The organism is Pseudomonas sp. REST10, assembly GCF_029542605.1.
GTDB lineage: Bacteria > Pseudomonadota > Gammaproteobacteria > Pseudomonadales > Pseudomonadaceae > Aquipseudomonas > Aquipseudomonas khazarica.
Genome location: NZ_CP035677.1, coordinates 4,448,762 through 4,473,576, shown reverse-complemented (window position 1 = coordinate 4,473,576; position 24,815 = coordinate 4,448,762). Strand labels below are relative to the sequence as shown.

The following is a 24,815-nucleotide window of genomic DNA, read 5'->3' as shown; positions in this document are numbered from 1 at the left end:
GACGGGGCCAGGAGGGGCTGTCGAGATTGTGGATCGGCCCCGGGGTTCGCTCGGGTGGGCGGGGAATCTACTTCAGGACGATGATCTTTGAGACCAGCTCGGCGCTGTTCTTTGCCGCCAGTTTCTTCATCAGCCGACCCCGATGCACCTCGACAGTCCGGTGCGAGATATCGAGCCTGCGCCCGATCTCTTTGCAGGTGAGGCCGTTGACGATATGAGCCGCTATTTCACGCTCTCTCGGTGTCAGGTTGACGGTTGGACGAACGACCTGGTCGATGCGCTCGAAGTGCCAGACCATCAGGTGGAAAGGATCCTCCGGCGTCAATGTGTAGCCTCTGGCGCGTGCCCAGAAAACCTCGCCACTGCGGTGCTGCATGAAGCGCTCATCCGAATAGGCACCGTTCTCGGCGTGCCGCAGCCAGTTCAGGCTGCGAGCTCCGATGGCCTGATAGTCCGCTCTCGATGGGTAAAGCTTCAGCAGAAGCTCACCTATCATTTCCTCGCGCCTGTACCCGAACAGGGCTGCAAAGGCATCGTTGAGTTCAAGAATGTAGCGATCCCCGGTAATCATCTGAGGTGCGGGCGAAACCTGAAATGCCAGGCGCTCAAGGTCCTGCAGTTGTCGAGGCGTCGGGGTCGTCATGGCCTTTCACCGTGCAGATGAACTGATCCAGGAAGTATTTCCTCGCAGGCTACCAATCCCTATACGTAGTTGCACGAATGGCAGCGGCTGATGGCGCTGCGGCAAGCTGGGCGATAACGGGTGGACAGGAGACAGGTGCGATTGCCGTGCCCCTGATGACCTGTCGAAAAGAAAGTGCTGCCAAGCGCTGTCGTTGAAAACCCATCAATAAGAAGTGAGGTATGCGACATGAGGTTCGAGAACAAGACGGCCTTTGTCACTGGCGGCGGATCGGGAATTGGCGAAGCCGCGGTGGTTGCACTTGCGGCTCGAGGTGCTCGCGTTGTCGTAGCCGACGTGAATATCGAAAACGCTACTCGAGTGGCCAGGTCGATTCAGGACCAAGGTGGTAGTGCGATGGCGGTGCCGGTCGATGTGTCGGATGCGAGCTCCGTCGATTCGGCCTTCAACGCTGCCGAACACTGGTACGGCAGTACGACCCATCTGTTGCTGAACAGCGCCGGCATCCTGGGTATTCATGCATTCATCGACTATCCGGTCGACCTTTTCAACAAGGTAATGGCGGTGAACGTGACCGGCACCTTCCTGTGTGCCCAGCGCGCAGGACGAAGCATGGTCAAGGCCGGATATGGTCGTATCGTCAACGTGGCATCGGTCAGCGCAGTGCGCGCCGGCATTGGCCGCACGGCTTACGGTACATCCAAGGCCGCGATGGTCGGACTGACCAGGCAGCTCTCGATGGAGCTCGGGCCGCATGGCATCACGGCTAATGCAATTGCCCCTGGCCCCGTTGTAACGCCGATGACCGAGGCGAGTTACACGGCGGAGACCGTCGAGGCGTACACGTCAATGATTCCGGCCCGCCGCCTTGGCGCACTGGATGATATGACGGCGACAATTCTGTTTCTTCTCTCTGATGGCGCTGCATACATCAACGGTGCGTACTTGCCTGTCGATGGAGGGTACCTGGCCAGCGGTGTCGGCAAGACGGGGACGTTGAAGTAGGTGTGCCGCCAGGACAGGTTCGGGACGAGCTGCGTTGAATGCCTTGGCAGTACTTCCTTGGACGTACGGGGCTGTCGGGGCGGCTTGATCTGCGCCGAAGCAAGCATGCAGGACCTGGAATGAGTGAGTCATCAACCTGGCCTGACGGCTGGGGAGAGGGTGGACTCGATCTCGCATGATTGATCATTGAGAAAGTAAGGAAGGTTATGGCACAGACCCAATTGGACGTGGCGCTGGAGCTACCGGCGTCCGTTGACGAACTTGCTGGAAAACTGACCTACGTGACTCCAGAGCATGCTGCGATGGTTGCCGGACGTCGTGCATTCTTCAAATACCGCGATCTGGGACTGACCGATGCCACTGGAGGTCTTGCAAGGGCCCAGGTCACTTGCGCTACCGATGTGATGGAGCAGACAGGGTGGCACTACCACATCTGCGACGTGCACTTTGTCTATGCCCTGCGCGGCTGGATCGAACTTCAATTTGAGGATGGGCGCACGATCCGGGTGGAGACGGGCGAGTCGCTGTACATCCCGCCAGGCCTCAAGCACAACGAAACCGCCATCTCGCCTGACCTGGAACTGTTCGAAATGTCGGTGCCGGCAAAGATGGAGACGGTTGCCTGCGAGCGGCCAGCCCACTTGCCAGCAGATTTCTAGTCCTCTGCACAGCCTCCAGAATCAGGGCCGTTTCAGTCGCAGTGCATCAGGCCCTGGCAAACAGGCTACGTCGCCGGGGCTGTAGTCCTGATCGAACAGCCGCGCGGGTGAGCGCTCGCTCCAGCCCGGGGTAAAGGCGCTGCGTTGCCTGCTCAACAGACACCTCACCAGGGGGCAGCGGCCCGGTCGGATTGTTCCAGGCAATAAAAAAGCCGGCTTGTGGCCGGCTTTTCGGAGGTGGTCAGGGCTTATTTTTGGTAAGCCGCGACTGCCTTGTTGATCAGGCCGCGGGCTTCTTCAGCGCCGCCCCAGCCTTCTACCTTGACCCACTTGCCCTTCTCGAGATCCTTGTAGTTCTCGAAGAAGTGCTTGATCTGTTCGATCAGCAGCGCGGGCAGGTCGGTGTATTCCTGAACGTCCTTGTACAGAACGGTCAGTTTGTCGTGCGGTACGGCAACCAGCTTGGCGTCGCCGCCGGCTTCGTCGCTCATGTGCAGTACGCCGACCGGACGCGCGCGGATCACCGAACCCGGAGCGACCGGGTAGGGGGTCACGACCAGCACGTCGAGGGGGTCGCCGTCGTCAGCCAGGGTGTGCGGGATGAAACCGTAGTTGGCCGGGTAGAACATCGGGGTGGCCATGAAACGGTCGACCATCAGGCAATCGGTGTCGTGGTCGATTTCGTATTTGATCGGCGCGTGATTGGCCGGGATCTCGATGGCGACGTAGATGTCGTTCGGCAGGTCTTTGCCAGCCGGGATCTTGCTGTAGCTCATGGGGGAACTCCCAGGGAGGGCCAAAAAAGTGGGGCGCATTATAGGCGTATTCGCATGGCGTTACTACGTTGGCCTACTCAGCCATTGGTCGCGTTTTCGACCTCCCTGTAGTCGGGGTGCTCCGCCTGCAGGCGCTGCAGCCTGGCCAGGGTGTCCTGGCGGTAGAACAGTGACAGCTGCCGGTAGACCTCGGGAAAGGCCGCTGCCAGCAGGTCCGGGGCGGTGAAGAAGTATTCGCTGGTCACGGCGAAGAACTCCGCCGGGTCTTCGGCGGCATAGGGGTCGATGGCCGTGTGTGCCTCGGGGTCGGCATCCAGTTCGGCATTCATCCGTTCATAGGCCGTCTGCATGGCATTGGCCCAATCGAGCACACGCATGTCCCGGTGCAGGGGCGGCAAGCCGTTGGCAGTGCCATCGAGCATGTCCAGCTTGTGCGCCAGTTCGTGGATGACCAGGTTGTAGCCCTCCCAGCCGCCGCTGGCCACGACGCCGGGCCAGGCCAGGATCACCGGACCCTGTTGCCAGGCCTCGCCGCTGCGGGCGTCATCCCACTCGTGCTCGATGCCGCTGGCGTCGCGATGGCGCTGCGGGCTGAGGAAGTCATCCGGGTACAGCACGATTTCGTGAAAGCCGCGATACCACTCCAGTTCGCCCAGGTGCAGCAACGGCAGCTGCGCCTGCACGGCCAGCAGCAGGCGCTCGACCGGGCCGAGCGCGAGGCCGGACAGCGTGGTCAGGTGCTTGTCGTGCAGGAACAGCACCGCGCGTTTGCGCAGCAGTTGCTCTTCCTCTTCATCGAGGCCGTCGAGAATGGGCAGGTGCCTGCGCACCTCGGCCCACTGGGCGGGATCGATTGGGTTGTGTTCGAGGGTGCGGCGGCGGCGCCAGGCCTTGAAGGACCACATGCAGACAGGCTCATGGAAAAGACCCGTTCACCATAAGTGCGGGTGGCCTTTGCCACAAGTCGGCACAAAGGCTGCAACGCTGGCAGTGACATCGCTGCTACAGGAGGGCGGGGTATGGCGTTGCAACTGCTCGAACATCCCGGCGTCAGTCTGGCGTCCGGCGCGGGACTGGACTTGCCGCAGCAGGCTGCGCGCACGCGGGCCATGTGGCTGGCGGGCCGTCAGCAGCGCCAGCCGTTGCTGCTGGTGATGCTCCTTTGGGCGCGCCACTGCCCCGATGTGGTGCAGTACCTGGAGCGCCACCTCGATGCCTTGTTCGCCGATTTCCGCTGTACCCCGCAAAGCTGGAGCGAGACCCAGGCCGCGCGCCAGGTGCTGGCGGCGTTGAACCTGCAGCTGTTCCGCCGGCGCCAGAACGGGCAGGGCGTGGCCGAGCTGCATGCCGGCATGCTGTTGATCCAGGGCGAGGAACTGCAGTTTCTGCAGGCAGGCAGCGTCGGCCTGACGCGGGTTCGCTGCGGCGCGCCGAGCACCCTGGTCGGGCGTGACGGTCAGGCTCTGGGCGGGCAGGCGGAGCTGGCCCTGGTGCAGCACAGTCTGCTGTTGCAGCGTGACGAGCGGGTGTTGCTGGCGCCGCAGCCGTTGCTCGACGTCAGCGATCTGCAGGCATTGTGCGGTCAGCTCGACGCGTCCCCGGGCGAGCTGCTCCAGCCTCTGCTGCAGGCCCCCGGGGCGGCGGTGCTGCTGCGTGCCGGAGCGGGCGAGGAGTGGCCGGTGCTGGCACCCGTGGCGAGCTGCCCGGCATTGGCCGAGGTGGCGTGCGGTCAGCGGATCGACGGTTGGACGCTGCGCCGCGACTGCGCCTATGGGCCTGCCGGGCGGATGTTCCTCGCCCGTGACGAGGCGGGAAGAGACGCGCTGCTGTGGTTTGCCGAAGAGGCAGCCGACGAGGCGTTCTGGCAGCGTGAGTGGGCGTTGCGGCGCAGCACGCACCAGGCGCTGCCGCAGGTGCTGTCGTCACTGCGTGCCCGCACGCGGGCCTACCTGGTGCTGGCCGCGCCGCCCCGTGGCATGCGCAATCTGGTCGACTGGGTGGCCGCTCAGGGGGCGCCCGATGCGCAAACGCTGCTGAGCGTGCTGGCGCAACTGATCGGCGCCGTGCGCTCGTTGCAGCGCCGGGGCATGCAGGGGCTGTGGCTCAACCCGAGGCAGATCCTGCTGGGCGATGACGGCCGGGTGCTGTTGCTGCCCGGCGCCGCAGCGATTCTGCCCACCGTGGCGCGTCAGCCGTTGCCCGAGCATGCGCTGCCTCTGGCGCCGGAACTGCGCAGCGGGCGTGCCCTGGATGGCCGCGCCGACCAGTTCGCGCTGGCGGCGCTGGCGTACTGGCTGTTGTGCGGGCAATGGCCCGAGGCGGCGCGAGCGGATGTCGGTCCCGGACATTGCTACGTGCCCCTGGCCAACTTTGCCGTGCGCGCCCCCCAGGGCTGGGATGGCGTGCTGGCGCGGGCACTGGCCCCGCAGCCGCAGGCGCGCTTCGAGGCGCTGTCGGAGTTTCAACTGGCCTTGCAACAGCCGTTGCAGCAGCGCCGCAGCCGGGCCTTGCAGCGGCCTACGCTGCAGCCTGCGCGGCTGCTGACCCTGGCTGCGCTCGTGCTGCCGCTGTTGTTGGGCCTGCTGCTGAGCCTGGGCGGGTGAGGCTCAGTCGCTGTTGATCGGCAGCACGTAGTTCTTGAACTGCTCGTCTTCGACGAAGCCGATGGACTCGTAGACCTTCTGCGCGACTTCATTGTCACGGCTGGTGGCCACGCGCATGCGCACCGCGTGGGTGTCCTTGGCCATCTGCTTGGCGGTATGCAGCAGGCGGTCGGCTACCAACTGGCGGCGAGCGTCTTCGGCGACATAGATGTCGTTGAGGATCCACACGCGTTTGAGCGACAGCGAGGAGTAGCTGGGGTACAGCTGGCAGAATCCGAGCAGCTTGTCTTCGTCGTCGGCCAGGGCGAGGTAGATCACCGACTCCTTGCGGCGCAGGCGTTTTTCGAGAAACTTGCGCGAGGACTCCGGGTACGGCAGTTCGTTATAGAACTCGCGGTATTTGACGAACAGCGGGTTCAACAGGTCCAGGTGCTCCAGGGTGGCTTGGACGATGCGCATGGTGGGCCTCGGCTTCTGTCTGTGATGGGGCAGGCGTGACGATGCAGCTGTTGTGCCAGTCGCCCGAACGATGCTGCCTCAAAGCCAGTTGAAAGCGCAATCCAAGCAAGCGTTTGATTCTGTTCGGCTGCGAACCTAGCGTCGGATTCGTGCCGTGGCTCTGCTTGCCAACCTGCCGGCAAAGGCGGCGTGCAGGTCGGTGGTGGGCGGCGGGATGAAGCGCAGGCGGGCGAACAGGTTGCGCAGGTGATGCTCCATCAGGGTTTCAGCACCGGCGTTGTCACCTTCGGTCAGCCGCTCGATCAGTCGCTGCTGCTCATCGCAGGCGCTTGCATCGTAGGGCTGGGTGCGGCTGAGCGCGACATGCAGGGAGGTCTGGCGCAGGAGCCTGGCGAGAAAGTCCCGGAGCCAGGGGTTGTCCGCCAGCGTTGCCAGCTGAAGGTGCACGCCGTTCACAGCTTCGATCAGGCCTGCGTGGTCGCGTCGCTGCAGGCAGTCACGCTGGCGTTGTACCTGGCCGCAGAGGCTTTCGAGTTCGGCCTGTTCCAGGCGGGCAGGGAGCAACCTGAGGATCTGCGTCTCGAGTGACAGGCGGGCCTGCAGCAACTTGCCGGCGCGTTTTGCGCAGGGGCGCGTCACCCGTGCGGGTTGGTTGGCTGGCAGTTCCACGGCGCCATCCTGCGCCAGACGTTGCAGCGCTCGCTGCACGGCGTTGCTGCTCAGGCCGAACAATTGGCCGAGCGTCGCCTTGTCCAGCGCTGCCGCCGGTGCCAGGCGGCGTTGCAGTATGGCGCCCTGCAGTGCCTCGTAGAGCGTCTGTTCCGGCGGTCTGCTCATGCCCTGCGGAGGCTGCTGCTGCTGCTGCGCGGGCGCTGGGCCGGGGGTGATGACTCGCATCGCTGAGGTTCTCCGAGGGCACGAGCCGCGTTCAGGTTTCTGGCAGTTGCAGCTGCAGGTCGAGACGGCTGCCTTCGTTGAGGATGTGCTGGCGCATGGCGCGGCTGGCCAGTTCGCTGTCACGGCGGCGAATGGCGCGCAGGATGGTTTCGTGCTCTTCGAGAACCTGCTCGGCGTGTTCAGGCTCGCGCAGGGTCGGGCCGTCGCTTTGCTCCAGTGCGCCAGCGGTCTGCTGGGACACGCTGAGGAAGATCGGATTGGAGGTGATTGCCACCAGCTTGCGATGGAAGGCCGAGTAGGCCGTGCCCAGCGCCTGCGGATTGCGTTCCTCCACCGCTTCGCGCATGTCCAGAACGAGCAGGCGCAGCTGGCTCAGCGCGCTGTCGTCGATCGACTGCGCCACCAGGCCGGCGATGAATGGCTCCAGGGCGTAGCGCAGTTGCAGCACGTTCTCCAGGGTGGCCGAGCGAGGAATCGCTTGCCGGGCCGCGCCGTCGCGTCGCTGCGGCGAGCTGTCCAGCACCTGCACGCCCTTGCCCGGCAGGGAGCGCAGGACGCCCAGCGTTTCCAGCACGGTGATGGCTTCACGCAGGCTGGGGCGGCTGATCTGGAGTTGCTCGGCCAGCTCTCGTTGTCCTGGCAGCATCTGGCCCACGGCCCATTGTCCGCGCTCTATGGGCTCAAGGAGCTTCTGAACGATCGAATCGACTCGTTTGGATGAGGCGAACATTGAGCCTTCCCCTATGGTTGAAATCGTCTGTGGGCCGCCGTCATCCCTCAGGCGTCTGTCTTGCCGGGGCGAGCCAGTGGCGCGTGTGGGCTGCCGGAGGGCTCGGCGTTGCGCGCTTGTGCATGCTCGGCGATGCAGTGCTGGGCCCGAGTGAGGTCCATGTCGTTCTCCCAGCGGGCGATGGCGACGGTCGCGACGCAGTTGCCGGTCAGGTTGGTCAATGCCCGACCGATGCCCATGAACCAGTCGACCGAGAGTACCAGCACCAGCCCGGCTGCGGGGATGGCGGGAACGGCCGTCAGGGTGGCTGCGAGGATCACCAGGGCCGAGCCGGGAATGCCATGAGCGCCCTTGGAGGTGACCAGCGACACCAGCAGAATGGTCAGCAGGTCACCTGCCGAGAGCGCGGTACCCGTGGCATGGGCGATGAACACCACGGCCAGCGTGAGATAGATCGAGAAACCGTCCAGGTTGAAGGAGTAGCCCGTGGGGATCACCAGGCCGACGGTGGAGCTGCGAATGCCCATGCGTTCCAGCTTGCGCATCACCTGAGGCAGCACGGCATCGGAGGAGGCGGTGCCGAAGACGATCACCAGTTCTTCACGGAAGTAACGCAGAAACGGCAGCAGCGGCAGGCCGCAGACACGCAGGACGCTACCGAGCACCAGCACCACGAAGAGGATGCAGGTGAGGTAGAAGACGGCGACCAGGGCGCCCAGGTGGCTCAGGGATTCCAGGCCGTAGCGGCTGGTGGTGAAGGCCACCGCGCCGAACACCCCGATGGGGGCCAGGCGCACGATCATGCCCATGATGCGGAAGATCACGTGGCTGACCTCGCCGATCAGCTTCGACACCCCGGCCGCCTGCTCGCCCACCAGGTTCAGGGCGCTGCCGAACAGCACGGCGAACAGCAACACCTGGAGGATGTTGTTTTCGGCGAAGGCACTGAATACCGAGGTGGGGATCAGGCCGAGGATGAACTCCACCGGGCCGTGCAGGTGGGTTCCCGAGCTGAGGGCCGCTGCCTCGTTGCCGGACAGGCTGGCCAGGTCGATGTTGGCGCCCGAGCCAAGACCCAGGCCGTAGGCGACGCTCAGGCCGATGACCAGGGCGACCGTGGTCAGTACCTCGAAGTAGATCACCGATTTCAGGCCGATACGGCCGACCTTCTTCAGGTCGCCCGCACCGGAAATGCCGTTGACCACGACGCAGAAGACGATCAGCGCGATGAGCATCTTGATCAGTTTGATGAAGCCATCGCCGAGTGGCTTGAGTTGCGCCGACAGCTCCGGCAGCGCAACGCCGGCGAGGATGCCGAGGATCAGGCCGATGATGACTTGCAGAAATATCGAGCGGGAGCAGAGCTTGAGTAGCATGGCGGGGGTCTCCGTTCGGCGCGCTCGCGGTGCCTCTGGCGGCATGGGTGGCGAGCGCTATTCATTATTGTGGTATTACCGGTCAGACCAGTTGAGCCTACTGCCAAGACTTACCGGTTGGCAAGCGCCGTTTGTCCTGCGTGCCGTGCGCAGAATTCTGCGAGGTGCCGTGATCTTTTCCGCGCGCGCGGGTCAAACGGCTGCTGCGTCGGGCATGGGGTTGGCCTGGGCGCTGTGCTAACCTGCGGCAAGCTTTCCGGGCTGAAGCGGCCCGTTCTTGAGGTCATCCATGCATATCCACGTTCTCGGCATCTGCGGCACCTTCATGGGGTCGCTGGCCGTCCTGGCCAAGGAACTTGGCCACCGCGTCACCGGCTCCGACGCCAATGTCTATCCGCCCATGAGCACCCAGCTCGAAGCCCAGGGCATCGAGTTGCTGCAGGGCTACGATCCGGCGCACCTGCAGCCGGCACCCGATCTGGTGGTGGTGGGCAACGCCATGAGCCGGGGCAACCCCGCCGTCGAGTATGTGCTGAACCAGGGCCTGCCTTACGTCTCCGGCCCGCAGTGGCTGGCTGACCACGTGCTGCAGGGGCGCTGGGTGCTGGCGGTGGCGGGCACCCACGGCAAGACCAGCAGTTCGAGCATGCTGGCCTGGGTACTGGAGCATGCCGGCATGAGCCCGGGCTTCCTGATCGGTGGCGTGCCGCAGAATTTCGGCATCTCCGCGCGCCTGGGCGGGACGCCGTTCTTCGTGGTCGAGGCCGACGAGTACGACAGCGCCTTCTTCGACAAGCGCAGCAAGTTCGTGCATTACCGTCCGCGCACGGCGATCCTCAACAACCTGGAGTTCGACCACGCCGATATCTTCCCGGACCTGGCGGCCATCGAGCGGCAGTTCCATCATCTGGTGCGTACCGTGCCGGGTGAGGGGCTGGTGATCCATCCGGCCAGTGAAACGGCGCTGGCGCGGGTGATCGAGATGGGCTGCTGGACGCCCGTGCAGACCACCGGGGAGGGCGGCCAGTGGCAGGCGCGGCTGCTCGCTGCCGACGGCTCGCGCTTCGAGGTGAGCTTCGCGGGCAAGGTCGAAGGCACCGTGGAGTGGAACCTGACCGGCCAGCACAACGTCGCCAATGCCCTGGCCGTCCTGGCTGCGGCGCGCCATGTCGGCGTGGTGCCGGCCCTCGGCATCGAGGCGCTGGGCCGTTTCGTCAATGCCAAGCGGCGCATGGAAAAGGTCGCCGAGGTGAACGGCATCACCGTCTTCGACGATTTCGCCCATCACCCGACGGCCATCGCCACCACCCTGGATGGCCTGCGCAAGCGCGTGGGTGACGACACGCAGGTGATCGCGGTGATCGAGCCACGCTCCAATTCCATGAAGCTCGGCGCGCACCGTGATGGCCTGGCCGAATCGGCGGTGCAGGCCGACGCGGTGTTCTGGTATGCGCCAGCGAACCTCGGCTGGGACCTGGCCGCCACCGTTGCCGGGGCGAGCAACCCGACCCGTGTGTGCGATTCGCTGGAGGCGATCATCGATGGGGTGAAGGCGCTGGCGCGACCGGGCACCCAGGTGGTGATCATGAGCAATGGCGGTTTTGGCGGCCTGCATGGCAAGCTGGCGCAGGCCCTGGCCTGAGACGCATAACCCGGTGACAGGGCGGGGCAGCCCGCCACCCAGATGAACCGGCGGGGCACACCCGCCCAGTGGAGCATCCATGAGCGGTCCTGAACGCATTACTCTGGCCATGACCGGCGCCTCCGGCGCGCAGTACGGCCTGCGCCTGCTCGACTGCCTGGTGCAGGAAGATCGTGAAGTGCACTTCCTGATCTCCAAGGCTGCGCAGCTGGTGATGGCGACCGAAACCGACGTCGCGCTGCCGAGCAAGCCGCAGGCCATGGCGCAGTTCCTCACCGAGTACACCGGTGCTGCGCCGGGGCAGGTGCGGGTCTACGGCAAGGAAGACTGGATGGCGCCGGCGGCATCCGGTTCGGGGGCGCCGACCGCCATGGTCGTGGTGCCGTGCAGCACCGGGACCCTGTCGGCGATTGCCAGCGGTGCCTGCAACAACCTGATCGAACGCGCCGCCGACGTGGCGCTGAAGGAGCGCCGCCAGTTGATCCTGGTGCCGCGCGAGGCGCCCTATTCGAGCATCCACCTGGAGAACATGCTCAAGCTGTCGAACCTGGGGGTGACCATCCTGCCGGCCTCGCCGGGCTTCTATCACCAGCCGCAGACGCTGGATGACCTGGTGGACTTCGTCGTCGCGCGCATCCTCAACTGCCTGGGCATTCCCCAGGACATGCTGCCGCGCTGGGGCGAACATCACATGGTCTCGGACGACTGACGTGCGCCTCGCCGCCCTGGCGTTGCTGATTCTGGCCATGCAAGGCTGCGCCACGGTGCGTACGCTGGATGCGGCCAAGGCCGACGCGCCGGTGGTGTACGCGGGGACGCGGCTGGACTGGTACGCGCTGAACGGTGGCTGTTGCCCGCTGGAACGCTTCGGCACCGAGGCGCCACGTTATCCGGGGCTGGATCTGCCGGGCAGTGCGCTGCTCGACACCCTGCTGCTGCCGTTCTCCCTGGCCGCTGCGCTGGGCGTGAGCCTGGGTGTCAGCGGCGGCCTCTAGCTTACGCGGGCGTTCAGCAGGCTTCGGTTTCCACTGCCTGGCAGACATCGACCCATTCGGCATCGACCAGCTCGGCCATGCGCCGCGGCGCGATGCGCACCGCGCTGTGGGTAGCGCCGGCCGCCGGCAGCACTTCATCGAAAGCCAGCAGCGAGCGGTCGCAATAGACGCTCAGTGGCGTGGCCAGGCCGAACGGACAGACGCCGCCGACCGGATGGCTGGTCAGCTCGATCACGGTCTGTGCGTCGAGCATCTTGGCCTTGGCGCCGAAGCACTCCTTCATCTTGCGGTTGTCGATACGCGCATCGCCACGGGCGACGATCAGCAGGTCGCGTTCGGCGATGCGGAAGGCCAGGGTCTTGGCGATCTGTCCCGGCGATACACCATGGGCTTCGGCGGCCAGTGCCACGGTGGCGGTACTGGACTGCAGCTCGATGATCGAAATGTCGGGCGCCTTGGCGGCGAAGAAGGCGCGTACAGAGGCCAGGCTCATGAAGCGGTTCCCCAGGGCTGTCGAGGTGGACACGGCACCACGGCCAGTCTTCCGCTGACCAGGCGCGAACCCCTCCCTGGGGCGCCGGTGTGGTTGCGACCACGGCTGAAAAACAAGCGGCCATGCTCGCGCTGCATGACCGCTACGTCAAGGCCCGGTGGCGTCAGTTTGCCAGCAGATGCACCGTTTTTACCGCCTCATCGAGACCATAACGGCCTTTTTCATCGCGGCTTACCCGGCCCATGGCGGTGTCCGGGTCATGGGTGAATACCAGCCGGCCGCCACGGCCGAACAGGTCGGCGAGCAGGGCTTCCTTCTCTTCGATCAGGCCTTCGGGAAAGCGGTCGTAGCCCATGGTGATCGGCAGGTGTACCCAGGGCGCGCCGGGAATCAGGTCGCCGGGGAACACCACCGGCCCACTCGGCATGGCCACCTCCGGCAGCAGCTGGCCCGGGGTGTGGCCATCGCTCCAGTGCAGGCGCCAGTCGGCGCCGAGCAGGTCGCAGTGGCTCGCGCCTGCGTCGATCAGTTGCAGGCGGCCACTGGCTTCGAGCAGGTCCAGCAGCTCCGGGATGTACGACGCACGATCACGCGCATGGGGCTGGCGCGCACGCTGCCATTGCTGGCGGCCGGTGACGAACTGCGCGTGAGGGAACAGCAGGCGCGGCGGCTGGTCGTCCTGCCAGGCGGCGAGCAGGCCGCCGGCGTGGTCGAAGTGCAGGTGGGTGAGCACCACGATGTCGATGTCGGCGTCGCTCAGGCCCAGCGCGGCCAGGCTGTCGAGCAGCACGTGGCGATCTTCCTGCACGCCGAAGCGCTGTTTCAGCTCCGGGCTGAAGAAGGCGCCGATGCCGGTTTCCACCAGGATGTTGCGCTCCTCTTCCTGCACCAGCAGGGCGCGGCAGCCGAGGTCGATGCGATTCAGTTCGTCGGCGGGCATCCAGCGTTGCCAGAGGGCCTTGGGGGCGTTGCCGAACATGGCTCCACCGTCGAGTTTCTGGCTGTTGCCGGTCAGGGTCGTCAGGGTTCGCATGGGATTCTCTTGTTCTTGTCCGGGATTGCAGGGTGGGGCGGTGCTGCCTGAGCCACCCTGCGAGCGATGCAGGCGCAGGGTGGATGGCGCTTTTTACCGCCACCGGCTCCTTTGTTCTAGCGTTCGAGAGCCAGGGCCACGCCCTGGCCGCCGCCGATGCACAGGGTGGCCAGGCCACGACGTGCCTCGCGGCGCTGCATCTCGTGGACCAGGCTGACCAGGATACGGCAACCCGAGGCGCCGATGGGGTGGCCGAGGGCGATGGCGCCGCCGTTGACGTTGACCTTGGCGCTGTCCCAGTGCAGCTCGCGGCCCACGGCGATGGCCTGGGCGGCGAAGGCTTCGTTGGCCTCGATCAGGTCGAGCTGTTCCAGGCTCCAGCCGGCGCGCTCCAGCGCCTTGCAGCTGGCGAACACCGGGCCGATGCCCATCACGGCCGGGTCGACCCCGGCGCTGGCGTGGGCGGCGATGCGCGCCAGCACCGGCAGGCTCAGTTCGGCGGCTTTCTCGGCACTCATCAGCAGTACCGCGGCGGCGCCGTCGTTGAGGGTCGAGGCATTGCCGGCGGTCACCGTGCCGTCGCTCTTGAAGGCCGCCCGCAACTTGCCCAGGCCCTCCAGGCTGGCGTCGGCGCGTGGCTGCTCGTCACGCTCGACGATCAGCGCTTCGGCACCACGGCGGGGTACGGCGACCGGGACGATCTCGGCGCTGAAGCGCCCGGCCTGGATGGCCGCCTGTGCGCGTTGCTGCGAGCGCAGGGCGAAGGCGTCCTGTTCGGCGCGGCTGATGCCGTACTGTTCGGCCAGGTTCTCGGCGGTGATGCCCATGTGATAGTCGTTGAACGCGTCCCACAGGCCATCCTGGATCATCGTGTCGAGCAGTTGCGCATGCCCCATGCGCAGGCCCGTGCGGGCGCCGGGCATGACGTAGGGGGCCAGGCTCATGTTCTCCTGGCCGCCAGCGACGATGATCTCGGCGTCGCCACCGCGAATGGCCTGGGCACCGAGGATCACCGCCTTGAGGCCGGAGCCACAGACCTTGTTCAGGGTCATGGCCGGCACCGTGTGTGGCAGACCGGCGAGCAGGGCGCTCTGCCGCGCGGGGTTCTGCCCGCTGCCGGCAGTGAGCACCTGGCCCAGGATGACCTCGTCCACCTGGGCCTCGTCCACGCCGCTGCGGGCCAGCAGCTCGCGGATCACCATCGCACCCAGCTCCGGGGCCGGGATGCGGCTCAGCGCCCCCTGGAAACTGCCGATGGCGGTACGGCAGGCAGCGACTATCACGACTTCACGCATAAGGAGTCCTCGGCGGAGGCCTGTGCTGCCTCCGCTGCTGAATAAAAAAGCGCGGCGCAAGGCCGCGCAACACGCTCAACCTTCAGAATTGCTCGGCGGCCAGGCCGTACAGCGGCTGGCTGCCGGCGCGAATGCTCGCTTCCAGACTCAGGGTGCGCGGCAGCAGGCGGCTGAAGAAGAATTCGGCAGTGGCCAGCTTGGCGCTGCAGAAGGCTTCGTCCTCGGCCTGTTTGCGCTGCGCCACGGCGGCCATGCGCGCCCACATGTAGGCGTAGGCGACGTAGCCGAACAGGTGCAGATACTCCACCGAGGCGGCGCCCACCGAGTTGGGGTCGGCCTTGGCCTGCTCCAGCACCCAGCCACTGACCGCCTCCAGGCGCTCCAGTGCTTCGACCAGGCGCTCGCCATGGGGCGACGCGTTGGCGTGGGCGAAAGCACGCACTTCACTGGCGAACAGGCGCAGTGCGGCGCCACCGTTGGCCACCACCTTGCGCCCGAGCAGGTCGAGGGCCTGGATGCCGTTGGTGCCTTCGTAGATCTGCGCGATGCGCACGTCGCGCACCAGCTGTTCCTGGCCCCACTCGCGGATGTAACCGTGGCCGCCGAACACCTGCTGGCCATGCACGCAGCTTTCCAGGCCGGTGTCGGTGAAGAAGGCCTTGGCCACCGGTGTGAGCAGCGCGACCAGGGCTTCGGCGTTCTGCCGCTCGCCGGCATCCTCGGCGTACTTGGCCAGGTCCAGCTGCTGGCCGACGTAACAGGCAAAGGCGCGGCCGCCTTCGTTGAGCGCCTTCATGGTCAGCAGCATGCGGCGCACGTCGGCATGCACGATGATCGGGTCGGCGACCTTGTCCTGATTGACCGGGCCGGTGGCGGCACGGCTCTGGATGCGCTCGCGGGCATAGTCCACCGCCGACTGGTAGGAGGCCTCGGCGCAGCCGATGCCCTGGATACCGATGGACAGGCGTTCGTAGTTCATCATGGTGAACATCGCCGCCAGGCCCTTGTTGACCTCGCCGATCAGGTAGCCGGTGGCGCCGTCGAAGTTCATCACGCAGGTGGCCGAGGCCTTGATGCCCATCTTGTGCTCGATGGAGCCGCAGCTCACCGCATTGCGCGCGCCCAGGCTGCCGTCGGCGTTGACCAGCACCTTGGGCACCAGCAGCAGCGAGATGCCTTTCGGGCCCGCGGGCGCGTCCGGCAGCTTGGCCAGCACCAGATGGATGATGTTCTCGGTCAGGTCCTGCTCGCCGCCGGTGATGAAGATCTTGCTGCCGGTAACCTTGTAGCTGCCATCGGCCTGGGGTTCGGCGCGGGTGCGGATGATGCCCAGATCGGTACCGGCATGGGCCTCGGTCAGGCACATGGACCCGGCCCAGCGGCCTTCGTACATCGGCGGCAGGTAGGTGCTCTTCAGTTCCTCGCTGGCGTGGGCGTCGATGGCCAGGCAGGCGCCGGAGCTCAGCGCCGAGTACAGGGCGAAGCTGGAGCCGGCGGCGTAGAGCATTTCCTCGAAGGCCACGGCGAGCATCTTGGGCATGCCCATGCCGCCGTACTCGGGGTTGCCGGAGAGGCCGACCCAGCCGCCCTCGGTGTAGGTGGCATAGGCTTCGCGAAAGCCTGCCGGGGTGCGTACCTCGCCTGCGTGCCACTGCGCTCCTTCCTCGTCGCCGCTGCGGTTGAGCGGGGCGATCAGGGTGCCGGTGACCTTGGCCGCCTCTTCGAGGATGGCGTCGGCGGTGTTGGCGTCGACGGTTTCCGCCAGGGCCGGCAGGCGCGCCCACAGGCTCGGTGCCTGGAACACGTCATGAAGGACGAAGCGCATGTCGCGCAGCGGGGCGTTGAATTCGGGCATGGTGCAACCTCGACAGCAGGGGCGCCGCGACGAGCGCGGCGCGTGTGGAACGAAAAAGCGTCAGTCGGCTTCAGCGGTCTCGCTCGGCTTATCCTTGACGCTGGTGAATTTAAGCAGATGGGTGCGCTCGACCAGAATGTACAGCGCAGCGCCTGCGGCCAGGCCCCAGCCCGCGCCGTAGACGGCGAGCACCACACCCATGGTGCCGGCGATACCGCGTTCGGTGTTGTTGTTCAACTGCTCGAAACCGACCATCAGGCAGATGTAGCCGGTGAGGATCAGCGTCAGCGACAGGGCGATCGGCAGCACCGGCTGGAAGAAGCTGACCAGCGGCAGCATGAACAGCGCGGCGAAGCCGGTGATCCAGAAGGTGCCGGCGCCGCTGTAGATCGAGTCCATCGCCTTGCGTCCGTACTTGTAGCGCTCGGCCATGGTCGCCGCCACGGCCGTCCACAACGGCCCGGCGAGGCCAGGGTAGGGCGCGAGGAAGGCGTGCAGGGCGTTGCGGATGGCGGTGACCAGGTGCACGCGGTCGACGTTGTTTTCGATCACTTCATCGGTGCGCAGTTCATCGGCGCGCTGCATCAGCGACTGGCCGACGATGATGTCGCCGAAGGCGATCACGTAGGCGATCACTGCGGTGGGAACGGCCAGCATGAACACGTCCAGGCCGGGGAAGCCGACGCTGAACGGCAGGTAGTTCCACATCTCGCCGAAGGCCGGCGCGGTAATGCCCCACCTGACGTCCGGCATCTTGTACTCGCCCACGGCGATGCCGATGAAGATGGCGATCAGCATCCCGGGCACCATGCCGTAGTTGACCACCTTGCGCGCCAGCGGCAGGCGCTCGGTCAGGCCCTTGAACGACACCGAGAACATCAGGTACAGGCAGATCAGGCTGCCGAGTACCAGCGAGATCGGCGTATTGGCCAGGCGTCCGCCGGCACTGATCTCGCCCATCAGGGCGGCGATGCCGGCGCCGATGATGATGCCGCCTTTCATCGAGTTGGGGATCAGCCGCACCAGCGTGCTGCCCAGGCGCGTGACGCCGAGGAAGAGGAAGATCACGAACACCAGAAACTGCAGGGCGAACAGCGCCCGGATGGCCTCCGGGCCCGGTTCGTAGTTGCCGAGAAACAGCAGCACCACGGGGATGCCGGGGGTGATCCAGCCGGGCACGAAGGGCACGCCGAGCAGTGCCGGCAGCATGAAGCCGATGCCGCATACCACCACGTAGGCCAGCGCCACGTCGTAGGGCAGGCCGAGGTACTTTTCCAGCAGCGGAATCATCGCCAGGCTGACCACGAACATGATCAGCGCCTGCAGCATTTCGGCGGTTTCCCAGCGGTAGTGGACGAAAGGCAGGCGCACCTTGAACGGGCCGACAGGCCAGTGCGGTTGCTCGTCGCCGTCACGGCGCTTGAAGATTTGCATGAGGGTTCTCCGTCGGCCGCCAGGGCCGGTTCTTGTTGTTGTGAAAACGGTAGGCTGCGGTCTGTGGGCGACGCTCGCGGCTGAAGCCCCTACCACAAAGGGTCAGAGCGCCTTGGCCATGTCGCGCAGGACGAACTTCTGGATCTTCCCGGTGCTGGTCTTCGGCAGCGCCGTGAAGACCACGGTCTTCGGCACCTTGAAGCCGGCCAGGTGCTCGCGGCAGAAGGCCATGATGTCGCTGTCACTGGCCTGCTGGCCGGTCTTGAGGGTGATGAAGGCACAGGGTGTCTCGCCCCATTTCTCGTCCGGGCGGGCGACCACGGCGGCCTCCAGCACGGCAGGGTGGCGATAGAGCACGCCCTCGACCTCGATGGTGGAGATGTTCTCGCCGCCGGAGATGATGATGTCCTTGAGGCGGTCGCGGATTTCCACGTAGCCATCGGCGTGGCACACGCCCAGGTCGCCGGTATGGAACCAGCCGCCCTCGAAGGCTTCGGAGGTGGCGCTGGGGTTCTTCAGGTAGCCCTTCATCACGGTGTTGCCGCGCATGAAGATCTCGCCGATGGTCTGGCCGTCACGCGGGACCGGCTCGAGGGTTTTCGGGTCGGCGACCATGACGCCCTCCAGGGTCGGGTAGCGCACGCCCTGACGCGCCTTGATGGTGGCGCGTTCCTCCAGCGGCAGGTCGTCCCACTCGGCGTGCCAGGCGCACAGGGTCACCGGGCCGTAGACCTCGGTCAGGCCATAGACGTGGGTCACGGAGATGCCCATCTCTTCCACCGCGCCGATCACCTTGGCCGGTGGCGCGGCGCCGGCGACCATGGCCTTGACCGGATGATCGATGGCCGCCTTGGCCTCCGCCGGCATGTTCACCAGCGCGTTGAGCACGATGGGCGCGCCGCACAGGTGGCTGACCTGCTCGTCGCGGATCAGGGTGAGGATCTTCGCTGGGTCGACGCGGCGCAGGAACACATGCACGCCCGCCAGCGCGGTGATGGTCCAGGGGTAGCACCAGCCGTTGCAGTGGAACATCGGCAGGGTCCACAGGTAGACCGGGTGGTTGCCCATGTTCCAGGTCATCTGGTTGCCCATGGCGTTGAGGAACGCGCCGCGGTGGTGATAGACCACGCCCTTGGGGTTGCCGGTGGTGCCGGAGGTGTAGTTGAGGCTGATGGCCTGCCACTCGTCCGTCGGCCACTGCCAGGCGAATTCCGGGTCGCCCTCGGCGAGGAAGGCTTCGTAGTCCAGGTCGCTGACCGCCTGGCCTTCGCCGTACTCGGGGTCGTCGACGTCGATCACCAGCGGCGGATGGTCGAGCATGCCGATGGCCGCGTGGATCACATCGAAGAACTCGCGGTCGGCGATCACCACCTTGGCTTCGCCATGCTGCAGCATGAAGGAGATGGCTTCGGCATCCAGGCGCACGTTGAGGGTGTTGAGCACCGCGCCGATCATCGGCACGCCGAAGTGCGCCTCGAGCATCGCCGGGATGTTCGGCAGCATCACCGCCACCGTGTCGCCCTTGCCGATTCCGCGTCCGGCCAGTGCCGAGGCCAGGCGCCGGCAGCGCGCGTAGGTCTCGGCCCAGTCACGTCGAATCGAGCCATGCACCACGGCCGGGTAGTGCGGGTATACCGCCGCCGTACGTTCGATGAAGCTCAGGGGGCTGAGGGCGACATGGTTGACGGCGGCGCGGCCGAGGCCCTGCTCGTAGATCGACATGGCGGATACACCTTTGGCTGATTGTTAGCTCTGGTTATTCCGGTAATGATGCAGGCATTACCGAATCTTTCTGGCGGTAATTTATAGGGCATTTCTAATTTATATGGAAGTTGTACCAAGGTTTTATAGAATAATTACTATATGAGTCTTTCGAGCGATCAGGCGGCCGTGCCGCTGCAGGCCTGGCTACGCATTCAGCGCGAGGCGCCGTCCCTCAACGAACGGGCGGCGGCTCTGCGCCGCGCCGTGCTGGGTTGCCCGCAGGTGCGCCAGGCCTGGTACCTGGCCTGGCAGCCGGCCAGCGGGACCTATGCGCAGGAGGGCGGCGGCCCGCGCCTGCCGCCGGGGCAGGGCGACCCCCTGGCTGCTGGCGACCAGGTGCTGTTCGAGGCGCTGCTGGCGCAGCCGAGCATGAGCCTGGACGCATTGCGCCAGTTGCCGTGCTGGCTGGCCGGGCGCTTGCGCCGCGCCGCCATCCACCATGGCCAGGCGCTGGCGCTGAGCCTGGAGGACGGTGGCGCGGGGCTGTTGCTGCTGCAGGTGGAGGAAGGCGCCGGGCTGGAGTGGTTGCCCTGGCTGCGTCAGTTGCTGGTGCAGCTGGTTGGCCTGGCTGGCGGCATGAGTCGCAGTGCGCCGTTGCTCTCGGCCGATCCGCAGCCGGCGCTGCTGCTCGACGAACGAGCGCGGCCGCTGGAGTTCAACCAGGCCTTGCAGGCGCTGCTTGGCGAGCGCTCGCTGGCGCAGGTCGAGGCCTTGCTGCCGGTCAACCACCTGCCACTGGTGCGTGCCTGCCTGGAGCAGCGCAGGGCCATCGAGGCGGTCGAAGCGCAGGATGGCGAGCGCATCCTGATCTGGAGTTTCATCCCCGACCTGGCGGAGCGGCAGGTGCTGGCGCGCTGCCGCGAGGCGACCCAGGAGGTGCGTGATCAGCGGGAAGCCGCGCGTGCGCGTCGCCTGTATCGGCTGATCACCGAGAACACCACGGACCTGATTTCCCGCCACACGCCCGAAGGCGTGTTCCTCGATGCCTCGCCCGCCAGCTGGACCCTGCTCGGCTACTGGCCGGAGGAGCTGCGCGGGCGCAGCGTGGACAGCCTGCTGCATCCGCTGGACCAGACCCAGCAGGCACGCCAGGCCTATGAGGCGCTGGAGCAGGATGGCTATCACACCATGACCTATCGGATTCGCCATCGGGACGGCCATTACCTGTGGTTCGAGACCGCCAGCCGTGCCATTCGCGAGACCTATACCGGCGCGGTGGTGGAGGTGGTCAGTGTCTCGCGCGACATCACCGCACGCATCCAGGCCGAAGAGAACAAGCGGCGTCTGGCGGAGGTCGTCGAGGCCAATACCGACCTGGTGCTGTTCATCGAACCGGGCGGGCGCCTGACTCACCTCAACCCCTCGGCACGCCGGGCGCTGGGCATCGCCGCCGAACAGCCGCTACCGACCTTGCCGCAACTGCTGGCCGAGGCCGATCTGGCGCTGCTCGAACGCGAGGGCTGGGCCCGCGCCGATGCCGGCGGTGTGTGGAGCTGCGAGGCGCGCCTGCTGCCGCTGGCGGGGGGCTCGCTGCCGGTGTCGCTGGTGTTGCTGGCGCATCGTGGCGCCGGTGACGAGCGCTACTACTCGCTGGTGGCGCGGGACATGACCGAGCGCGAACTGCGCGAGGCGCAACAGCGTCGCCACCAGGACGAGCTGGCGCACACCGCGCGGCTGGTCACCCTGGGCGAGCTGGCCTCGGGCATCGCCCATGAGATCAACCAGCCGCTGGCGGCGGTGGTCAACTACGCCGGCGCCAGCCAGCGCTACCTGCAGGGCGTCGGCGGCGACCCGGCGGCGACGGACAAGGTGGCCCAGGGCCTGGCGCGCATCACCGAGCACGCCAACCATGCCTCGGAGGTGATCAAGCGCCTGCGTGCCTTCCTGCGCAAGGGCCAGCGGCGCATGCAGGCGCTCGATCTGGCCGAGGTGGCGCGCGAGGCGGTGCGCCTCTGTCACTGGGAAGCCGGTGCCGCGCAGGTGGCGGTGTGCGACGCCTTGCCGGACAATCTGCCGCCGGTGTTCGCCGACCGGGTGCTGCTCGAACAGGTGCTGCTCAACCTGCTGCGCAATGCCATCGAGGCCAATCGTGAAGTGCATGCCGGCGCGGCTTCGCAGATTCGTCTGGAGGCCTGCGAGCAGGACGGCAGCCTGGCGATCCGTGTGCTCGACCAGGGGCCGGGAGTCAGTGACGAGCAACTGGTCAAGCTGTTCACGCCGTTCTACACCAGCAAGGCGGAGGGCCTGGGTCTCGGCCTGTCCATGAGTCGCAGCATCGTCGAGGGCTTCGGCGGGGCGCTGGAGGCGTTCCCGCTGGAGGGCGGCCTGTGCCTGGAGTGCCGCTTGCCGTTGGGCAGGGACGACGAGTCGTTGTCGAACAGTCGCGGCTAGGGCCCCTCCCACGAAGCCTGCACGCTGTGGGAGGGGCTTCTAGCCGCGAGCGATGAAATGCATAACAACAAGAGGAGCTGCACGCGGATGCAACAACTGGTTTATGTGGTCGATGACGACCAGGGCATGCTCGACTCGACGCTCTGGCTGCTGGAGTCGGTGGGCCTGAAAGGCGTGCCCTTCACCAGTGGCCGCGCCTTTCTCGAAGCCTGCGAGGCGAACGCCAATGCCTGCGTGCTGCTGGATGTGCGCATGCCGGGGATGGGCGGGCTGAACGTGCAGGACGAGATGCGTGCGCGCGGCATCGAGCTGCCGGTGATCTTTGTCAGCGGCCATGCCGATGTTCCCATCGTGGTGCGTGCGTTCAAGGCCGGCGCGGTGGATTTCATCGAGAAGCCCTACAACGAGCAGCTGCTGCTCGACAGTGTGCAGCAGGCGCTGGAGCGTCGTGCGCCGGTACCGCGCCGCGATTCACGTCTGGCCGAGGTGCAGGCGCGTCTGGAGCAGCTCACCCCGCGCGAGCGTGACGTGCTGCTGCCGCTGGTGCGCGGCTACACCAACCGTGAGGTGGCCGAGCAACTGCATATCAGCGTGAAGACCGTCGACCTGTACCGCTCGCGGGTGATGAAGCGCATGCAGGCCGAGACCCTGCCGGAGCTGGTGGGCATGGTCATCGCTGCGGGGCTGGTGGATGCGCTGGCGCTGCGGGGCTAGTGGGCCTGCTCGTCGCCGACGCGCTCCAGCCGATAGCCATAGCCGTAGATGGTGAGCAACTGCCAGCCATGTTCGGGCGACAGGCCCAGCTTGTTGCGCAAACGGTAGATATGGGTATCCAGCGGGCGCGAGGAATGCACTTCTTCATGGGGCCAGAAGCGCTCGTAGAAGTACTCGCGTGATAGCGGGCGGCCGAGGTTGTTGAACAGATAACGCGCGATGCGGTACTCCCGCTCGGTCAGCGTCACCGGCTGGCCGGCGCGGCTGACGCAGAGCTCGGCGTCGTCGAACAGCAGGTCGCCGAACTGGTTGCGTTCGGCCTCTGCCGGGCGGACTCCGCCCCGACGGCGCATCACCGCGAGGATGCGCGCCCGCAGCTCGTGCGGGCGAAAGGGCTTGCAGATGTAGTCGTCGGCACCGGCGTTGAGGGCTCGTACCACATCCTGCTCGCTGTCGCGGCTGGTGATCATGATCACCGGTGGCGAGTCTTCCAGGTGCTCACGGCTCCACTTGAGAATCTGCAGGCCACTGATGTCCGGCACCTGCCAGTCGAGGATGAGCAGGTCGTAGCGCTCGCGCTTGAGCCGCCGGAGCATCTCTTCACCGCGACAGAAACAGTGCGTGAGCCAGGGCGCGCGCTGCGACTCGTCCATGCTCTGCAGGGTCTGCTCGAGGCGCTGCAGTTCAGCCGTCTCATCGTCCAGTATCGCCACGCGCATGGCCTGTCCTCCGTTACTTCGCTGCTCTGATCGCCTGGCTGGCGATGAATTCTCGCTGATTCTGAAGAAATGTGACGGATCCCTCAAATCCCGCGGGGTGCTTGCTAGAGTCCGCGTCAAAGGGAGGGGCCCCGGTGTTGTCTGCGGGGCCTGTATCAGGCCGCCAGGGAGAGGGCGGATGTCTGGAGGCAAAGGGGCGTTGATGCGTACAGGAGTCGTGTTGGCATTGGGGTGCTTGGCTCTGTTGTCGGTCACGCCCACGCGTACCCGGGTGTTCGTCGAGGCAGAAGCGGCGTTGCCACGCCAGCCGGTAGGCCATCTCGAGCAGAGGGTCTGGTCCCGTCCTGCGGTGCCGGAACATCTGCTGCTGATCGGCGACGACTACCCGCTGGAGGTGGTGAGGCCGCGCTGGGTCTTCTGAAGACCCTGTCCAGGGACGGTTTGGGCACCCGGATCGGGTGTCCGGGCAGGGAGCCCGCATCGAACCGGTCCGGGATGGACCTTGCCTCGTGGCTCAGGGACTGGCCGTCGGGGTTCCTGGCGGTGGACGGCGTGCCATGGAGGCTGCCGTCGGCTGGCCAGAGGGGCGCAGGGAGGCGCTGCCCCTCGTTCATGTCGTGTGTGCTGGAGTGATGATGATGAATAAATACGCTGCCGAACTGCTTGGTACGTTCTGGCTGGTGATGGGGGGCTGCGGTACGGCCATCCTGTCGGGGTTCGGTGTGGGCCTGCTGGGTATCTCCCTGGCGTTCGGCCTGAGCGTGCTGACCATGGCCTATGCGGTGGGGCATGTCTCCGGTGCGCACTTCAATCCGGCGGTGACGCTGGGTGTGTGGGCCGCCGGGCGTTTTCCGTCGAAAGACGTGCTGCCCTACATGCTGGCGCAGGTGGCTGGCGGCCTGTTGGCCGGGGGCGCGCTGTACCTGATCGCCGCCGCCAGCTCGGACTTCGACCTGGTCGGCTCCGGCTTCGCCGCCAATGGCTATGGCGAGCACTCTCCCGGCGACTACCCGCTGCTGGCGGCGCTGATCTGCGAAGTGCTGATGACCGCGATGTTCCTGCTGATCATCCTGGGCGTCACCTCCGGGCGAGCGCCCACCGGCTTTGCGCCGCTGGCCATCGGCCTCGCGCTGACGCTGATTCACCTGATCAGCATTCCGGTGACTAACACCTCGGTGAACCCGGCGCGCAGTACCGCCGTGGCCTTCTATGTCGGTGGCTGGGCCATCGAGCAACTCTGGCTGTTCTGGCTCGCGCCGTTGCTGGGTGCGGTCCTGGGTGCCGGATGTCACCGCCTGATCGGGCGTGAATGAATTCGCAACGGAGGTGGGC

24 protein-coding genes are annotated in these 24,815 nt (G+C 66.1%); 10 read left to right on the top strand and 14 right to left on the bottom strand.

Annotated features, from left to right (window positions below; translation table 11 throughout):
- Positions 1-67: 67 nt before the first annotated feature.
- Positions 68-643, bottom strand: coding sequence for a LuxR C-terminal-related transcriptional regulator (locus tag EWH21_RS21090; protein ID WP_152489675.1), 576 nt, complete (start codon positions 641-643; stop codon positions 68-70).
- A gap of 228 nt (positions 644-871) precedes the next feature.
- On the opposite strand from EWH21_RS21090, the gene EWH21_RS21085 reads away from it, so the two are divergent.
- Positions 872-1,648 carry an SDR family NAD(P)-dependent oxidoreductase gene (locus EWH21_RS21085; protein WP_277699255.1) on the top strand — a complete coding sequence of 259 codons (777 nt, stop codon included), beginning with the start codon at positions 872-874 and terminating at the stop codon, positions 1,646-1,648.
- A gap of 206 nt (positions 1,649-1,854) precedes the next feature.
- Positions 1,855-2,307: a cupin domain-containing protein gene (locus tag EWH21_RS21080; RefSeq protein WP_277699254.1), complete on the top strand. Its 453-nt coding sequence runs from the start codon at positions 1,855-1,857 to the stop codon at positions 2,305-2,307.
- Between the two features lie 248 nt (positions 2,308-2,555).
- Here the strand turns inward: EWH21_RS21080 and ppa are convergent, their stop codons facing one another.
- Positions 2,556-3,083, bottom strand: coding sequence for an inorganic diphosphatase (gene ppa / locus EWH21_RS21075; protein WP_013717208.1), 528 nt, complete (start codon positions 3,081-3,083; stop codon positions 2,556-2,558).
- A 77-nt stretch (positions 3,084-3,160) separates the two neighbouring features.
- Positions 3,161-3,988 (bottom strand): zinc-dependent peptidase, encoded by an 828-nt coding sequence (locus tag EWH21_RS21070; RefSeq protein ID WP_277699253.1) that lies wholly within the window; start codon positions 3,986-3,988, stop codon positions 3,161-3,163.
- Positions 3,989-4,102: 114 nt separating this feature from the next.
- Between EWH21_RS21070 and EWH21_RS21065 the strand changes: the two genes are divergently transcribed.
- Positions 4,103-5,686 carry a protein kinase gene (locus EWH21_RS21065; protein ID WP_277699252.1) on the top strand — a complete coding sequence of 528 codons (1,584 nt, stop codon included), beginning with the start codon at positions 4,103-4,105 and terminating at the stop codon, positions 5,684-5,686.
- A gap of 3 nt (positions 5,687-5,689) precedes the next feature.
- On the opposite strand, the gene EWH21_RS21060 is transcribed toward EWH21_RS21065, so the two are convergent.
- The 4 genes from EWH21_RS21060 to EWH21_RS21045 all read right to left on the bottom strand — a co-directional run bounded on the left by EWH21_RS21060 (position 5,690) and on the right by EWH21_RS21045 (position 9,148).
- The gene (locus tag EWH21_RS21060) at positions 5,690-6,145 is read right to left on the bottom strand and encodes a GNAT family N-acetyltransferase (RefSeq protein WP_047591094.1); all 456 of its coding nucleotides are present in this window, start codon (positions 6,143-6,145) and stop codon (positions 5,690-5,692) included.
- Between the two features lie 135 nt (positions 6,146-6,280).
- The gene (locus EWH21_RS21055; protein WP_277699250.1) at positions 6,281-6,982 is read right to left on the bottom strand and encodes a GntR family transcriptional regulator; all 702 of its coding nucleotides are present in this window, start codon (positions 6,980-6,982) and stop codon (positions 6,281-6,283) included.
- 91 nt (positions 6,983-7,073) lie between these two features.
- Complete coding sequence (locus EWH21_RS21050; protein ID WP_037051497.1) at positions 7,074-7,772, bottom strand: FadR/GntR family transcriptional regulator; 699 nt, start codon at positions 7,770-7,772, stop codon at positions 7,074-7,076.
- A 47-nt stretch (positions 7,773-7,819) separates the two neighbouring features.
- Positions 7,820-9,148: a C4-dicarboxylate transporter DctA gene (locus tag EWH21_RS21045; protein ID WP_277699249.1), complete on the bottom strand. Its 1,329-nt coding sequence runs from the start codon at positions 9,146-9,148 to the stop codon at positions 7,820-7,822.
- Positions 9,149-9,437: 289 nt separating this feature from the next.
- Here EWH21_RS21045 and mpl point away from each other — a divergent pair, with 289 nt between their 5' ends.
- From mpl to EWH21_RS21030, 3 genes are all read left to right on the top strand, one after another.
- Entirely contained in the window at positions 9,438-10,790 is a 1,353-nt protein-coding gene (mpl, locus tag EWH21_RS21040) for a UDP-N-acetylmuramate:L-alanyl-gamma-D-glutamyl-meso-diaminopimelate ligase (RefSeq protein WP_037051503.1), read from the top strand.
- Between the two features lie 79 nt (positions 10,791-10,869).
- The gene (ubiX, locus tag EWH21_RS21035; protein ID WP_037051506.1) at positions 10,870-11,499 is read left to right on the top strand and encodes a flavin prenyltransferase UbiX; all 630 of its coding nucleotides are present in this window, start codon (positions 10,870-10,872) and stop codon (positions 11,497-11,499) included.
- Between the two features lie 37 nt (positions 11,500-11,536).
- Positions 11,537-11,785 (top strand): YceK/YidQ family lipoprotein, encoded by a 249-nt coding sequence (locus EWH21_RS21030; protein WP_172979230.1) that lies wholly within the window; start codon positions 11,537-11,539, stop codon positions 11,783-11,785.
- 13 nt (positions 11,786-11,798) lie between these two features.
- On the opposite strand, the gene EWH21_RS21025 is transcribed toward EWH21_RS21030, so the two are convergent.
- From EWH21_RS21025 to EWH21_RS21000, 6 genes are all read right to left on the bottom strand, one after another.
- Positions 11,799-12,278 (bottom strand): YbaK/EbsC family protein, encoded by a 480-nt coding sequence (locus EWH21_RS21025; protein ID WP_037051508.1) that lies wholly within the window; start codon positions 12,276-12,278, stop codon positions 11,799-11,801.
- A gap of 163 nt (positions 12,279-12,441) precedes the next feature.
- Positions 12,442-13,311: an MBL fold metallo-hydrolase gene (locus EWH21_RS21020; protein ID WP_047591085.1), complete on the bottom strand. Its 870-nt coding sequence runs from the start codon at positions 13,309-13,311 to the stop codon at positions 12,442-12,444.
- A 116-nt stretch (positions 13,312-13,427) separates the two neighbouring features.
- Positions 13,428-14,606: an acetyl-CoA C-acetyltransferase gene (locus tag EWH21_RS21015; protein WP_277699246.1), complete on the bottom strand. Its 1,179-nt coding sequence runs from the start codon at positions 14,604-14,606 to the stop codon at positions 13,428-13,430.
- A gap of 82 nt (positions 14,607-14,688) precedes the next feature.
- The gene (locus EWH21_RS21010; RefSeq protein ID WP_277699245.1) at positions 14,689-16,461 is read right to left on the bottom strand and encodes an acyl-CoA dehydrogenase C-terminal domain-containing protein; all 1,773 of its coding nucleotides are present in this window, start codon (positions 16,459-16,461) and stop codon (positions 14,689-14,691) included.
- A gap of 60 nt (positions 16,462-16,521) precedes the next feature.
- A complete protein-coding gene (locus tag EWH21_RS21005; RefSeq protein ID WP_152489653.1) occupies positions 16,522-17,895 on the bottom strand; it encodes a solute carrier family 23 protein in 1,374 nt (457 codons plus the stop codon).
- 102 nt (positions 17,896-17,997) lie between these two features.
- Complete coding sequence (locus EWH21_RS21000) at positions 17,998-19,617, bottom strand: acyl-CoA synthetase (RefSeq protein WP_047591075.1); 1,620 nt, start codon at positions 19,615-19,617, stop codon at positions 17,998-18,000.
- A gap of 141 nt (positions 19,618-19,758) precedes the next feature.
- On the opposite strand from EWH21_RS21000, the gene EWH21_RS20995 reads away from it, so the two are divergent.
- The gene (locus EWH21_RS20995; protein ID WP_037051521.1) at positions 19,759-22,050 is read left to right on the top strand and encodes a PAS domain S-box protein; all 2,292 of its coding nucleotides are present in this window, start codon (positions 19,759-19,761) and stop codon (positions 22,048-22,050) included.
- A gap of 87 nt (positions 22,051-22,137) precedes the next feature.
- Positions 22,138-22,764 (top strand): response regulator transcription factor, encoded by a 627-nt coding sequence (locus EWH21_RS20990; RefSeq protein WP_277699244.1) that lies wholly within the window; start codon positions 22,138-22,140, stop codon positions 22,762-22,764.
- Here the strand turns inward: EWH21_RS20990 and EWH21_RS20985 are convergent.
- Complete coding sequence (locus EWH21_RS20985) at positions 22,761-23,483, bottom strand: response regulator transcription factor (RefSeq protein ID WP_277699243.1); 723 nt, start codon at positions 23,481-23,483, stop codon at positions 22,761-22,763. The genes EWH21_RS20990 and EWH21_RS20985 overlap by 4 nt on opposite strands.
- A 235-nt stretch (positions 23,484-23,718) precedes the next feature.
- Here EWH21_RS20985 and EWH21_RS20980 point away from each other — a divergent pair, with 235 nt between their 5' ends.
- Together EWH21_RS20980 and aqpZ are read left to right on the top strand one after the other, a co-directional pair.
- Positions 23,719-23,904 (top strand): hypothetical protein, encoded by a 186-nt coding sequence (locus EWH21_RS20980; RefSeq protein WP_150606650.1) that lies wholly within the window; start codon positions 23,719-23,721, stop codon positions 23,902-23,904.
- Positions 23,905-24,121: 217 nt separating this feature from the next.
- The gene (gene aqpZ / locus EWH21_RS20975; protein ID WP_277699242.1) at positions 24,122-24,796 is read left to right on the top strand and encodes an aquaporin Z; all 675 of its coding nucleotides are present in this window, start codon (positions 24,122-24,124) and stop codon (positions 24,794-24,796) included.
- The last annotated feature ends 19 nt before the right edge of the window (positions 24,797-24,815 follow it).